The following is a 15,257-nucleotide window of genomic DNA, read 5'->3' as shown; positions in this document are numbered from 1 at the left end:
ATGCCCACCTCCGAGGAACGCGTCGTCGCGGCCCTGCGCGCGTCGCTGGTCGAGAACGAGCGGCTGCGCAAGCAGAACGACCGCCTCGCCCGCGCGGCCACCGAACCGGTGGCCGTGGTCGGCATGGCCTGCCGCTACCCGGGAGACGTCCACTCGCCCGAGGAACTGTGGCGGCTCGTGGCCGACAGCCGGGACGCGATGACCGGCTTTCCGGAGGACCGGGGCTGGGACCTGGCCGGGAGCACCACCGACGCGGCCGCCCTGCGCGGCGGATTCGTGGCCTCCGCGACCGAGTTCGACGCCGCGTTCTTCGGGATCTCGCCCCGCGAGGCCCTCGCCATGGACCCGCAGCAGCGCCTCACCCTGGAGGCGTCCTGGGAGGCCCTGGAACGGGCGGGCATCGCCGCCGCCGCCGTACGCGGCAGCCGCACGGGCGTCTTCGTCGGCTGCAGCAACCAGAACTACGGCTCCGCGACCGGACGTGAACTCCCCGAGGGCATCGAGGGCCACCTGCTCACCGGCAACGCCGCGAGCGTGGTCTCGGGCCGGGTGTCGTACGCGCTGGGCCTCGAAGGCCCGGCGGTGACCGTCGACACCGCCTGCTCGTCGTCCCTCGTCGCCCTCCATCTCGCGGTGCAGGCGCTGCGGTCGGGGGAGTGCGACCTCGCCCTCGCCGGCGGCGTCACCGTCATGTCCACCCCCGACGTGTTCGCCGAGTTCGACCGGCAGGGCGGCCTGGCGGGCGACGGACGGTGCAAGGCGTTCGCGGACGGTGCGGACGGTACGGGCTGGGGCGAGGGCGTCGGCGTCCTCCTCGTGGAACGGCTCTCGGACGCCCGCGCGAACGGCCACCCGGTGCTGGCGGTGGTGCGTGGTTCGGCGGTGAACCAGGACGGCGCCTCGAACGGCCTGACCGCACCGAACGGCCCCTCCCAACAGCGCGTCATCCGCGCGGCGTTGACGAACGCGGGCCTTACGCCGTCGGAGGTGGACGCGGTCGAGGCGCACGGCACCGGCACCTCGCTCGGCGACCCGATCGAGGCACACGCCCTGCTCGCCACCTACGGCAAGGACCGTGACGCCGAACGGCCCTTGTGGCTGGGGTCGGTGAAGTCGAACATCGGTCACACGCAGGCGGCTGCGGGTGTGGCGGGTGTGATCAAGATGGTGGAGGCGATGCGCCACGGCGTCCTGCCGGCCACCCTCCACGTCGACGAACCCTCGACCCACATCGACTGGGAGGCGGGCGAGGTCAGCCTCCTCACCGCACCACGCGCCTGGCCCGAGACCGGCCGCCCCCGCACCGCGGCCGTCTCCGCCTTCGGCGTCAGCGGCACCAACGCCCACGTCATCCTGGAACAGGGCACCCCGGCACCGGAGCCGGCCCCGGTCCTGGACCCGAAGGCGGACCCGGCACGGGAACAGACCTCCGCCGCACCGCCCATGGTCCCGTGGCTGCTCTCCGCCCGCACCCCCAAGGCCCTGCGCGCACAGGCCCGCACACTGACGGACTTCCTGACCGGACACCCCGACCACCACACTCCCACCGACATCGGCTGGTCCCTGCTGACCACCCGGTCGACGTTCGACCACCGAGCCGTCGTCTTCGGCGCCGACCGCACCGACCTCCTCGACGGCCTGCGCGGCCTCGCCGACAACGAGACGACATCTCGGGCCGTGACCGGCTCCGCCCATGACGAGGGCAAGCTCGCCTTCCTCTTCTCCGGCCAGGGCGCGCAACGGCTGGGTATGGGGCGGGAGTTGTACGACGCGTATCCGGTGTTCGCGGAGGCGTTCGATGCGGTGTGCGCGTACCTCGACGAGGGGCTGCGGGGGGTGGTGTTCGGTGAGGACGCCGATCTGCTGAACGAGACGGGGTGGACGCAGCCCGCGCTGTTCGCGATCGAGGTGGCGTTGTTCCGGTTGGTGGAGTCGTGGGGTGTGCGTCCCGACTTCCTCGTCGGTCACTCGGTGGGTGAGCTGGCGGCCGCGCACGTGGCGGGGGTGTTCTCCCTGGAGGATGCGTGCCGTCTGGTGTCGGCACGTGGTCGGCTGATGCAGGAACTCCCGGCCGGTGGTGCGATGTTCGCGCTGGAAGCGACGGAGGACGAGGTCCTCCCGCTGCTGACGGAGGGGGTGTCGGTCGCGGCCGTGAACGGCCCGCGGTCGGTGGTCGTCTCGGGTGTCGAGGCGGTCGCGGAGGCCGTCGCGCAGCAGATCGCCGCGCTGGGCCGCCGCACCTCGCGGCTGCGGGTCTCGCACGCTTTCCACTCGCCGCTGATGGAACCGATGCTGGTGGAGTTCCGTGCGGTCGCCGAGAGCGTGACCTACGAAGAGCCGCGTCTGGCGGTCGTGTCGAACCTGACCGGACAGGTCGCGGATGCGGGGGAGTTGGGCTCGCCCGAGTACTGGGTGCGGCATGTCCGTGAGGCGGTGCGGTTCGCCGACGGGGTGCGCACGCTGGCCGTGAACGGGGTGACCCGGTTCGTGGAGCTCGGCCCGGACGGCACCCTCACCGCCCTCGCCCAGGCCTGCGTCCCCTCCGACGACGGGGTGCTCTTCACACCCCTGCTGCACAAGACCGGACCCGAACCGGCGGCCGTCCTGCGCGCCCTGGGCCGACTGCACACACACGGAGCGCCCGTCGACTGGCGGACATTCTTCGCGGGAACCGGCGCGACGGCCGTGGAGCTGCCGACGTACGCGTTCCAGCGTGAGCGCTACTGGCTCGACCCGGCCGCGCCGAGGCCGAGGCCCGGCGCCGACTCCTGGCGCTACTCCGTCACCTGGAAGCCACTGTCCCGGTTCTCCGGAACCGCGCCCGCGCCTTCCCCCGGCGCGCGCCTGGTGCTCGTCCCGCAGGAGCGCGACGAGCGGGCCGACGCCACGATCCGCGCCGTACTCGAAGGACTCGCCGGGCACGGGTTCGAACTCCGACGGATCGAGGTGCCGCACCCCGCCTCCGGGGCGGACCGTGCCGACCTCGCGGCCCGACTCGCCGACGCCCACGACGAGTTCGGGCCCGTCACGGCCGTCCTGTCCCTGCTCCCGCTGGCCGAGGACCGGGCCGGGGTGGCCGCGGCCACGGCCACCCTGATCCAGGCGCTCACGGACGGCGGACTGGACGGCCCGCTGTGGTCGCTGACGCGCGGCGCCGTCTCCGTCGGAGACTCCGACGCGGTCACGGCCCCCGAACAGGCGGCGGTCTGGGGACTCGGCCGGGTCGCGGCCCTCGAACACCCCGACCTGTGGGGCGGACTCGTCGACCTCCCCGACGAGCTCGACGAGCGGACGCTCGCACGACTCGCCGACGTCCTCACCGAACTGCCGGGCGAGGAAGGCGAACCGGCGTCGTCCGCCGGGAGTGCCACGCCCGGTGAGCGCGGCGAGGACCAAGTGGCCGTCCGCGGCTCCGGAGTCTTCGGCCGCAGACTGTCGAGGCCCCTCCCCACCCCGCTGGAGACGTGGCAGCCCCGAGGGACCGTCCTCGTCACCGGAGGCACGGGCGCCATCGGCGCCCGGGTCGCGCGCTGGGCCGTCGAGCGCGGCGCCGAGAACATCCTCCTGGTGAGCCGGCGCGGCCCCGACGCGCCCGGCGCCCCCGAACTCGAGACGGCCCTGCGAGCGCTCGGCGCCCAGGTCACGCTCGCCGCGGCCGACGTGTCCGTCAGGGAGGAAGTCGCCGCGCTCCTCGAACGGCACCCCGTGGACGCCGTACTGCACACCGCGGGCGTCCTCGACGACGCCGTCATCGGCGGCACCGACCCCCGGCGCATCCGGCACGTCATGCGGGCCAAGGCCGAGGCCGCCCTGCACCTCGACGAACTGACCCGGGACCGGGACCTGTCCGCCTTCGTCCTCTTCTCGTCGCTCGCCGGCGTCCTGGGCAACGCCGGGCAGGGCGCGTACGCCGCCGCCAACGCGGTCCTCGACGCCCTCGCCGAGCGCCGCCGCGCCGAAGGGCTGCCCGCCACCTCCGTCGCCTGGGGCCCCTGGGCCGGCGCCGGCATGGCCGCCGAGGCCACCGGCGACCGCAGGCGCAGCCGCGGCGCCGTGGCCTCGCTCGATCCCGACCTGGCCGTCGCCGCGCTCGCGACGGCCCTGGACTCCGGAGTGACCACCGAGTTCGTGGCCGACATCGACTGGCCCCGGTTCGTACCGGCCTTCACGTCGATCCGGCCCAGCGCCCTGCTGCGGGAACTTCCGGAGGCGGCCCCCGCCCCGTCCGCCGACCGGCCGTCGCCGAACGGCGCCGACAGCACCGGCGCGCGCATCGCAACCCTCCCGCGCGAGGCGGGCGTCCGAGCCGCCGTGGACCTGATCCGGGCCCGCGCGGCGGCGGTGCTGGGCCATGCCGACGCGGACGCGGTCCCGGCCGATCGCGCGTTCCGCGACCTGGGCGTGGACTCACTGATCGCGGTGGAACTGCGCAACGTCCTGAGCGCGGAGTGCGGGGTACGGCTGCCCGCCACCGTGGTGTTCGACCATCCGACCCCGACGGCTCTCGCGGAGTTCCTGTACGCCGAGTTGGGCGGCGCGGTCGACGAGGAGCCCGGCACGTCCGTGAGTTCGGCCGTGGCCGGCGACCCGGTGGTGATCGTCTCGACGGCCTGCCGGTTCCCCGGCGGCGTCGACTCCCCGGAGACCCTGTGGAGTCTGCTGTCGCAGGGGCGCGACGGCATGGGAGGCTTCCCCGACGACCGCGGCTGGGAAGGACTCGGCACGGTCTACGGGTATGACGCGGCGGACTTCGCACAGGTGGGCGGCTTCCTGTCGGGTGTGGGTTCGTTCGACGCGGGTTTCTTCGGGATCTCGCCGCGTGAGGCCCTGGCGATGGATCCGCAGCAGCGTCTGCTGCTGGAGACGTCGTGGGAGGCCGTCGAGCGGGCCGGCATCGACCCCCGTACCCTGCGCGGTTCGCGGACCGGCGTGTTCGCCGGGACGAACGGCCAGGACTACCCGGCCCTGCTGTCGCTGTCGGAAGGCGACTTCGGCGGCTATGTGGGCACCGGCAACGCCGCGAGCGTCTTCTCCGGCCGGGTGTCGTACGCGCTGGGCCTCGAAGGCCCCGCGGTGACCGTCGACACCGCCTGCTCCTCCTCCCTGGTGGCCCTGCATCTCGCGGTGCAGGCGCTGCGGTCGGGGGAGTGCGACCTCGCCCTCGCCGGCGGCGTGACCGTGATGTCGACGCCGGGCGCGTTCGCGGAATTCAGCCGTCAGGGCGGCCTCGCACCGGACGGGCGGTGCAAGGCGTTCGCGGAGGGTGCGGACGGTACGGGCTGGGGTGAGGGCGTCGGCGTCCTGCTCGTGGAACGGCTCTCGGACGCGCGCCGCAACAACCATCCCGTCCTGGCGGTGGTGCGTGGTTCGGCGGTGAACCAGGACGGCGCCTCGAACGGCCTGACCGCACCGAACGGACCCTCCCAACAGCGCGTCATCCGCGCGGCGTTGACGAACGCGGGCCTGACACCGTCGGACGTGGACGCGGTCGAGGCCCACGGCACCGGCACCTCGCTCGGCGACCCGATCGAGGCACACGCCCTGCTCGCCACCTACGGCAAGGACCGTGACGCCGAACGGCCCTTGTGGCTGGGATCGGTGAAGTCCAACATCGGCCACACACAGGCGGCCGCCGGTGTGGCGGGTGTGATCAAGATGGTCGAGGCGATGCGCCACGGCGTGCTGCCGGCCACCCTCCACGTGGACGAGCCGTCGTCGCATGTCGACTGGGCGGCCGGTGACGTCAGGCTCCTGACGGAGTCCGTGGACTGGCCGGACACGGACCGTCCGCGCCGGGCGGGTGTGTCCTCGTTCGGGCTGAGCGGCACCAACGCGCACGTCGTCCTCGAACAGGCCCGGGAGCCCGCCGTCGAAGAGACGGACACCGGCCGACCGCTACCGGTCACCCCCTGGGTGGTGTCCGGACAGACCCCCGCCGCTCTGCGGGCCCAGGCCGACCGCCTGCTGCACCACCTCCAGGCCCGCCCGGAGCTGAACGCAGCCGATGTGGCCCGGTCGCTCGTCGGATCACGGTCGGCCTTCGACCACCGTGCGGTGGTGCGCGGCGCGGATCGCGAGGAACTCCTCACGGGCCTTGCCGCCGTCGCCCACGGCGAGACACCGTCAGGCACGGCACACGGAACCCCGGCCACCGGCAAGCTCGCCTTCCTCTTCTCCGGTCAGGGCGCGCAACGGCTGGGTATGGGGCGGGAGTTGTACGACGCGTATCCGGTGTTCGCGGAGGCCTTCGACGCGGTGTGCGCGCACCTCGGCGAGGGGCTGCGCGGGGTGGTGTTCGGTGAGGACGCCGATCTCCTGAATCAGACCGCCTGGACGCAGCCCGCGCTGTTCGCGGTCGAGGTGGCGTTGTTCCGGTTGGTGGAGTCGTGGGGGATGAGCCCGGACTTCCTGGTCGGCCATTCGGTGGGTGAGCTGGCGGCCGCGCACGTGGCGGGGGTGTTCTCCCTGGAGGATGCGTGCCGTCTGGTGTCGGCGCGCGGTCGGCTGATGCAGGAACTCCCGGCCGGTGGTGCGATGTTCGCGCTGGAGGCGGCGGAGGACGAAGTCCTCCCGCTGCTGACGGACGGGGTGTCGGTCGCGGCCGTGAACGGCCCGCGCTCGGTGGTCGTCTCCGGTGCCGAAGTGGCGGCCTCGGCCGTCGCGCAGCAGATCGCCGCCCTGGGCCGCCGCACCTCCCGCCTCCGCGTCTCGCACGCTTTCCACTCGCCGCTGATGGAGCCGATGCTGGCGGAGTTCCGCACGGTCGCCGAGAGCGTGACCTACGAAGAGCCGCGTCTGGGGGTTGTCTCGAACCTGACCGGACAGGTCGCGGATGCGGGGGAGTTGGGCTCGCCCGAGTACTGGGTGCGGCATGTCCGTGAGGCGGTGCGGTTCGCCGACGGGGTGCGCACGCTGGCGGAGTGGGGCGTGACCCGGTTCGTGGAGCTCGGCCCGGACGGCACGCTCACCGCCCTCGCCCAGGCCTGCGTCTCCGACGACGGGAGCGTGCTGTTCGTGTCGGTGTTGCGCAAGGACCGGCCCGAGGCGGATGCCGTCGTGGCGGCGGTCTCGCGTGCGTTCACGCACGGAGTGGCTGTCGACTGGCCCGCTCTGCTGGCCGGTTCCGGCGCACGGAGCGTGGAGCTTCCGACGTACGCCTTCCAGCACGAACGGTACTGGCCCGAGCCCGCCGCACACCGCGGGCCCGGGACCGGCGCGAACCCGCTGGACGCGGGCTTCTGGGATGCGGTGGAACGCGGTGACGCCCGGAACCTCGCCGAGGTGCTGGGAGTGGACGAGGCCGAACTTGACGCGGTCGTACCGGCGTTGTCCGCCTGGCGGCAGGGTGCGGCCGAGCGGTCGCGGGTGGACGGCTGGCGCTACCGGATCGACTGGCAGCCCTTCACCGCACCGCCGCCCGCCACGCCGGACACCGGACGCAGGCTCCTGCTCCAGGCCGCCGGCGAGGACAAGGACACGCTCGCGGGGATCGAGGAATTCCTCCCGGGCGTGGAACGGGTCGTCTACGACCCCGACGCCGGCCGTGCCGCCCTGGGCCGCATCCTGTCCGACGCGGCGGCGGGCGACCCGGTCGCCGGCGTCCTGCTCCGGCCGGCGGACGTGACGGCCTCCCTGGCCCTCGTCCAGGCGCTGGGCGACGCGGCATTGACCGCGCCGCTGTGGCTGCTCACCCAGGGCGCCGTGACCGTCGGCGCCCCGTCCGAGGGTGTCGTCGATCCGGCCGGCGCCGCTCTGTGGGGCTTCGGCCGGGTCGCCGCCCTGGAACACCCCGACCGGTGGGGCGGCCTCGTCGACCTGCCGGAGGCCGTGGACCGGAGCGTCCTCGCGGGTCTGGCCGCGGTCATCACGGACGGCGGAGAGGACCAGGTCGCCGTCCGTGGTACGGCCGCCTACGCCCGCCGGCTCTCCCACGCCCCGCTGCCCGACGGCACACCGGCCTGGGGACCCTCCGCCGACGCCTGGCACGCTCCGCGCCGGGTGCTGGTGACCGGCGGCACGGGCGGCGTCGGCGCGCGGCTGGCCCGCTGGCTGGTGGAGCGGGGCACGGAGGAGCTCGTCCTCGTCGGACGGCGTGGGATGGACGCTCCCGGTGCGGCCGATCTGGTGCGTGACCTGGAGGGGCTGGGTGCGCGGGTCGTGGTGGAGGCGTGCGACACGTCCGACGCGGTCGCGGTCGGGGACCTGCTGTCCCGGCATCCGGTCGATGGTGTGTTCCACGCGGCGGGTGTCCTGGACGACGATCTGATCGAGCGGCTGACTCCGGAGCGGGTGGCCGCGGTGCTGGCCGCGAAGGCGGTGGGCGCCGATCATCTCGACGCGCTGACACGGGACATGGACCTGAAGGCGTTCGTGGTGTTCTCCTCGATCGCCGGTGTGTGGGGCAGTGGCGGGCAGTCGGCGTATGCCGCGGCCAACGCTCACCTCGATGCGCTGGTGGAGCGGCGCCGGGCCCGGGGTCTCGCGGGTACGGCGATGGCTTGGGGGCCGTGGGGTGGCGGAGGGATGGTGTCGGACGAGGGCGCGGCGGAGTTGGTGCGCCGGGGACTGCGGGTGATGGATCCGGACCGGGCGCTTGCCGGGCTCGGGCGCGCTCTGGACGTCGCGGACACCACGGTGGTGGTGGCCGACGTCGACTGGGAGAAGTTCCTCGCGCCCTTCACCGCCCGCCGCCCCAGCCCCTTGCTGTCCGCCCTCCCGGAGGCACGGGCCGCCGCGACGGCCCCCGGGGACACGGGAACCGGCTCCGACGGCCCGCGCCCCCTGGTCGAGAAACTGACCGCGGCGCCCGCCGAGGCCCGCCTCCAGCTGGTCCAGGACCACGTGCGGGGCGTCGCTGCCACGGCACTCGGCTTCGACGGGCCGGCGGCCGTCGAACCCACCAAGGCATTCCGGGAGATGGGCTTCGACTCACTGACCGCCGTGGAACTGCGCGACCGGCTCAACGCCGACACCGGACTGCGGCTGCCGACCACCCTCGTCTTCGACCACCCCACACCCGCCGACCTCGCCCGCCACCTCACCGGTGAACTCTTCGGCGGCGGACAGGCCAACGCCACCGCGCTGCTCGCGGAGATGGAGAACGCGGTCACGAAGCTCATCGGCTCCGACCCGGGACAGGACGTGAGAATCCTGCTCAAGGCACGGCTCAAGGCCTTCCTCACCGAGGTCGAGGACCTGGAGCCGGACCGCGGCGGACTCGACGGCCCGGACGACGGGACGAGCGCGGCGGTGTCCATGGCCGACCGGCTCGACGACGCCACCGACGAGGAGCTGTTCGACTTCATCAGCCGGCAACTCGACCAGTCGTAGGACCACGGCCGGGCCCCGGGGGACGAACACGGTTCCCCGGGCGGTGGGACGCGGCCGCGCGGCCCCTCACCCCCGGCCGGTCCGCGCCCGCGGCCCGGCCAGGACGGTGACGACCGCGTCAGCGGGGAACGGCTCCGGCACCTGACGTCAGGGGCGGTTCAGCGCTTGACCCCGGCAGTTCTGTACGCAGCGGACGCAGTCCGGGCCAGACCAGGGCCGTGGAACCCCAGGTGAGGCCACCGCCGAACCCGGTCAGCACCACCCTCTGACCGGGCCGCAGCGCACCGGAGGCGGCGCAGTCGGTGAGCGCGAGGGGGATCGACGCGGCGACCGTGTTGCCCAGCGCGGCGATGTTGGACGCGAACCGACCGGCGGGCAGGCCCAGACGCCTGGCGACGGACGTCAGGATGCGGGCGTTGGCCTGATGGAGCACGAAGGAGTCGATCTCCCCCGGCGGCCATCCCGCGAGCGCGGCGATCTCCTCCACCGACTGGGCCATCCGGCGTACCGCCTGAGCGAAGACCGCCTGGCCCCGCATCGTGAAGAAGGTGTCCTCGGTCTTCGTCGGCAGACCGGTGGAACGCTGCCTGGATCCGCCCGCGGGGATCTCGATGAGATCGGCCTCGCCGCCGTCGCTGCCCAGGCTGAACCCCAGCAGCGCGCCCGGCTCCGCGGCGTCGCCCGCGCGCAGCACGACCGCGCCCGCCCCGTCGCCGAACACCACCCGGGTCGCCCGGTCCGCGGGATCGAGGATCGTCGAGAACGTGTCGGCGCCGATCACCAGCACACTGTCGGCGACCCCCAGCGACACCAGCCCGGCGCCGGCGGCCAGCGCGTACACGAATCCGGTGCACACGGCCTGCACGTCGAACGCGGGCACCGGGCCCAGCCCGAGACGGCTCGCCACGTGCGGCGCGGTCGCCGGACAGAGCCGGTCCGGGGTGCTCGTCGCCAGGACGACGGCCCCCGCTCGCTCCAGGCCCGCCGACGCCAGCGCGTTGCGTGCCGCCTCGACGGCGAGGTCACCCGTGGACTGGCCGGGCGCGATCACCCGCCGGTGCCCGATACCGGTACGGCGGCGGATCCACTCGTCGTCGGTGTCGAGGACCGCGGCCAGATCGTCGTTGGAGACCACCGTGGCGGGCACCGAACCGCCCAGCCCGGCCACGACCGCCGACCGCGGCCCGGCGAGACCCGGCACCGGGGGGACGAGCGGCCCGGGCCGCGGCTCCGGCCGCGAAGTCCCCTGCTCGTACGTGCCGTTCGACCCACTCTTCATCGACCTCACGCCACCTCGCCTCGTCGTGGCCGACACAATCACGACGAGCATGGGGCACGACGGCGGACGGGATTTCCCGGAGCCGCCCCGGCTAGGCGAACTTCTACACTCTCGCTCCGGGCCCGCGGAGCGGCCCCGGCCGGTGCGCCTTGGGCAGTGTGCCCTTGGGCGGTGCGGAACCGGTGACCGGCGGCCCGCGTCCACCCGTCCCCAGCCGGCGGCTGCCGGCCGGGAGTCCTTCCACGATCCGTGTCGGCGGACCGCGGAGGAACGGACACGGGCGGGCCGGTGGCCCCCGGTGAGAACCGGGGCCACCGGCCCACCCGCGTCACTTCTCCTCGGGTACGCCACCCCCGCCGGTCCGCGCGTGCGCGTGCAGACGCTCCAGCCAGGCCGGCTCCCGTACCTCGGCCGCGTGCTCCTGGGCCAGACACAGGTACACGTCCCGGCCCCCGTCCTCGGCGGGCGTCGGCGCGATGTGCACCGTCGGCACCGGAAGGTCCGGGAACTCGTACCAGAACGGCCGCCCCGCACCCAGGTCGATGCGGTACAGCGGGAACTGCGACCAGTTGTTGACGGTCAGCGCCGTGTCGAAGACGTCCGGCGCCCGCACCGACATGACGTGCCGTGACACACCCGCCCCGCGATAGGAGTTGAGGAAGGCGATCTCGTCGCGGATCTTGTCGGCGGTGTTGGAGTCCAGACAGGCCCGGACGTCCTGGGCGACCTGGCCCAGCGGGCTCTCGCGCAGCGCCGCCGCCGAGGTACCGGTCCAGCTGTTGCTGACACAGTTGCCCCAGTACCCGGCGGGCAGCGCCTCACCGAGCCGGGACTGCGCGCTGACGATCATGCCGAGCCATTCGGCCGCGTCGTCGGGCCGGCCGCGCAGGGCGCCGAGCACCTGCCAGATGTGCGCGGTCAGGACGTCGTTGGTGGAGACCCAGGAGCCCTCGCCGGTCAGCTGCCGCTGCGCGGACCGCTTCATCGCGGCGAGTTCGGCGGCTTCGAAGCGGGTGGCGACGGTCGCGAGCTTGTGCAGGCCGACCTTGATGTTCGTCGCCAGCAGCCGTGCGCGTGAGACACCGGTGAACGCGCGCGAGGCCACCGTCGCGGGGTCCGTGGACGTCCGGCCCAGCGCGTCGAGGACGGTCCGGTCGTGGAACGGCTCCCCGGGAGAGTCCAGCCCGTGGTGCTCGCGCGACCAGCTCTCCAGGAACGCGACGGTGTTCCCGCCGTCCGCGAGACTGTGGTTGATCATCACGCCGAGGACCGAACCGCCGCCGCGCATCCGGGTCAGCCGGATCTTCAGCAGCGGGGTGTCCCGGTCGACGACACGGAACGCGCTGACCTCGCGCAGCAGGTTGCCGATCACCGGCTCGGTACGCAGCGAGGGCCCGTACTCCCGCAGCGGCTCCGGCGACACCGCCTCGGTGAAGCGGACCCCGGCGTCGTTGCAGAGCACACTCAGCCCGCCGTCCCCGTCCCGGGTGAGACGGCCCGCCAGCAGCGGGAAGTGGCGCAGCGTGCGCGCCAGGGACGCGCGCAGCTCCGCGCCGTCCAGCGTCTCGCGGTAGAAGAACGTCAGCGGTGTGTACCAGGGACCGGTCAGCAGGTCGTAACCGCTGAGCCGGACCCGGGTGGTGCCGGCCGTGCCGGCGCGGACCAGGAAGGACCGCTCCTCCCGGCTCTCCACGGCGTGGCGGAACGCCGGCACGGGCGCCTTGCCCTTCCGGCCCTTCCCGCCCCTCGGGCCGCCCGTGCGGCCCGCGCGGCCCGTCCTGCGGGTCCAGCCCGCGCCGCCGGTCGCAGGCGTCCCGTCCGTCGTGCTCGCCGTACTCGTCGTGCCCGGGTCGGGCGTGTCCTTCGGGTTGGTCGTGTTCGCTGTCACGGATGTCCTCCTCGCGGCCGATCAGTCCCAGGCGACGAGCAGGCTGTCGACCCCGTAGTGCACGGCGCGGTCGCGCAGCGGCACCTCGTCCGCGGGCGTCGCCAGCCGCAGCTTCGGGAAACGCTCGAACAGGGTGCGCAGACCGATCCTGAGGGTGGCGCGGGCCAGGTGCTGGCCCAGGCACTGATGCGCCCCGAACCCGAGCGCCAGGTGCTTGCGCGGGATACGGGTGACGTCGAGGGCGTCGGGGTCGGTGAAGACCGAGGGATCACGGTTGGCGGCGGGCAGCGACAGGACGACGGTCTGCCCGGCCTTGATGGTGACGCCCTCGATCTCGACGTCCTCCAGCGCGCAACGGCTCGACCCCATCTGTGAGATGGTCAGATAGCGCATCAACTCGTCGACGGCACCCGCCTCGTACAGCTCCGGGCGGCTGCGCAGCAGGGCCAGCTGCTCCGGCTGCTCCAGCAGCGCGAACGTGCTCAGGGCCAGCATGTTGGGCGTCGTGTCGAGGGAGCCGCCCAGGGTGAGGACGGCGAGGTTGACCATCTCCTCCTCGGTCAGCTCCCCGGTGGACGCCAGCTGCCCGAAGAAGTCGTCGCCCCGTTCCTTCATCCGCTCGCGGACCATGGGCCGCAGCGCCGCGTCCATGGACTCGACGTGGTGGATGAACTCCTCCAGCGTGTACGTCAGCGTCATCATCGCCGAGAAGTGCTTCGAGATGACCGCCATCAGCTCGGCGGAGGCCCCCATCAGGGACTGCACCGTGCGCACGCTCACCACCTCGGCGAACGACGTCAGCAGATCGGCCTGCGAGCCCTGCGCGGCCATCTCGTCCAGGGTCTCGCCGATGATGCGGGTCAGCTCCGGCTCGAACTGCTGGATCCGGCGGACCGTGAAGTGCCCGGCCAGCAGCCGGCGGTACTTGGAGTGCTCGGGCGCGTCCGTCTTCGCGAACGAACCGGGCGGCGAGGGCTGGGGCTTGTACTCGTCCATCGGGAACGGCGGCGCGACGACATGGGCCAGCAGTTCGTTGCGGTGGCTGAAGCGGTTGTCGGCCAGGATCTGCCGCACCAGGTCGTGCCGGGTGACCAGCCAGCCCGAGGTGTCCGCCGGGGCCACCTGGAAGGTGATGGGGCTGACCGGGTTCTCCGCACGCAGGCGGGCGTAGGCCGCCGGCGGATCGAACGGGCATGTGCCCCGGTCCGCCGGGATGACGGGTGCGTCGGGCCGTGTCTTCATGGTCACTCCGTTGGTGTGCCGGCTGCGCCGTCGGGTGTCGTGGGGCGGGAGCGGGTGGAGGGGTCAGGCACGCTTGACGGCCAGCGGCAGATGCCGGGCGCCATAGACGTTGGTGCCGTGGTAGGTCAGCCGTGCGTCGGGGTCGACCTCGATCCGGGCGAACCGGTCGAGGAGCGCGTTCAGCGCGACCCGCCCCTCCAGCCGGGCCAGCGGCGCCCCGATGCAGTAGTGGATACCGTGACCGAAGGCGGCCTGACGGGAGTTGGAGCGGTCCGGACGGAAGGCGGCCGCGTCCTCGAAGACCTCCTCGTCCAGGTTGGCCGACAACAGCCACAGATGCACCAGGGTGTCGGGGGCGAGGCTCGTCCCGTGGAACTCGGTCTCCACCGTGGTGACGCGCTCGATCCGCGTGAACGGCGGACGCAGCCGCAGGGTCTCCTCGATCACGGCCGGCACCAACGACCGGTCCTCACGGACCCGTTCGAACAGTTCCGGCTCCCCGTCCAGACACATCAGCGTGTTGCCCAGCAGCACCGAGGTGGTGACATGCCCCGCGAGCAGCAGCAGCGTCGCGAAACTCGCGATGTCCTCGTCGTCGAGGCGCTCACCGTCGAGCTCCGCGTGCACCAGGGTGCCCAGCAGGTCGTCCTGCCGCTCGCGGCGCCGCTCGTCGATGAAGCCCTGCAGGTACGCCGAGATGACGGCGCCGGTCTCCTCCATCCGCTGCACGCTCCCGGGATCCTCCGGGTCCGTCGACAGCAGCTGGTCCGCCCACCCCTGGAACAGGTCCCGGTCGGCCGTCGGCACGCCGAGCATCCGCGCGATCACCGTCACCGGCAGCGGGTTGGCGAGCACGTCCACCAGGTCGAAGCGGTCGGAGCCGGCCGCGGCCAGCAACTCGGCCGTCAGATCGGTGATCCACGGTTCGAGACCGGAGATCAGCCCCGGTGTGAAGGCACGGCTGACCAGACGCCGCATCTTGCCGTGCAGCGGCGGGTCCAGCAGCAGGAGGGTGCCGCGCGGGGCCTGGCGTTCACCGCCCGACAGGCGGCCCACGGTGTCGGACGAGAAGGTCGCCGGGTCGGTGAGGACCCGCTGCACGTCCTCGTACCGGAACAGATGCACCTGGCCCGCCTCGTCACGCCAGACGGGGCACTGTTCACGCATCCGCGCGAGCCAGGCGAGCAGCGTCGCCCCGCCGTCCGGCTCCACCGAGGGAGCCCTGCCGACGCCGGGCCCCGGCGCCGCGCCGGGCGCCGCATCCGCCCCTGCCCGCGTCACACCGACGTCCGGGGTGCCTTCCTCCGCCACCAGTGGTTCCCCCTCTCGTGCGGCCCGGTCGCGATCGCGGCCCGCGACGTGCCCGGTCCGGCCGGCGCCCGACGGGCCCGGCTCTCGCGTCACTCCAGCACGCGGCGCCGGACCGGGGCCAGGAACGGCCGCGCAGTCTAGGGATTCACCGAGTACCGCCCGCCGGGCCCTCGCCCGGGAGGCCGGGCGGCGGCCGCAATCTCTGGA

At 73.4% G+C, this 15,257-nt stretch carries 4 protein-coding genes and 1 pseudogene; 1 reads left to right on the top strand and 4 read right to left on the bottom strand.

Going from position 1 to position 15,257, the window contains the following annotated elements; genetic code table 11:
- Nucleotides 1-33 precede the first annotated feature (33 nt).
- Nucleotides 34-9,330: pseudogene (locus OG776_RS00325) on the top strand (type I polyketide synthase); the annotation flags it as partial.
- Between the two features lie 118 nt (nucleotides 9,331-9,448).
- On the opposite strand, the gene OG776_RS00320 reads toward OG776_RS00325, so the two are convergent.
- From OG776_RS00320 to OG776_RS00305, 4 genes are all read right to left on the bottom strand, one after another.
- A complete protein-coding gene (locus tag OG776_RS00320; RefSeq protein WP_329318034.1) occupies nucleotides 9,449-10,609 on the bottom strand; it encodes a beta-ketoacyl-ACP synthase III in 1,161 nt (386 codons plus the stop codon).
- 328 nt (nucleotides 10,610-10,937) lie between these two features.
- Nucleotides 10,938-12,497 carry an acyltransferase gene (locus tag OG776_RS00315; protein WP_148009557.1) on the bottom strand — a complete coding sequence of 520 codons (1,560 nt, stop codon included), beginning with the start codon at nucleotides 12,495-12,497 and terminating at the stop codon, nucleotides 10,938-10,940.
- 21 nt (nucleotides 12,498-12,518) lie between these two features.
- Nucleotides 12,519-13,739, bottom strand: coding sequence for a cytochrome P450 (locus OG776_RS00310; protein WP_148009556.1), 1,221 nt, complete (start codon nucleotides 13,737-13,739; stop codon nucleotides 12,519-12,521).
- A 63-nt stretch (nucleotides 13,740-13,802) separates the two neighbouring features.
- Entirely contained in the window at nucleotides 13,803-15,050 is a 1,248-nt protein-coding gene (locus OG776_RS00305; protein ID WP_329326296.1) for a cytochrome P450, read from the bottom strand.
- Nucleotides 15,051-15,257: the final 207 nt, after the last annotated feature.

The organism is Streptomyces sp. NBC_01689 (assembly GCF_036250675.1).
In the GTDB taxonomy this organism is placed as follows: Bacteria; Actinomycetota; Actinomycetes; order Streptomycetales; family Streptomycetaceae; genus Streptomyces.
This window is presented reverse-complemented; position numbering and strand designations above follow the sequence as displayed.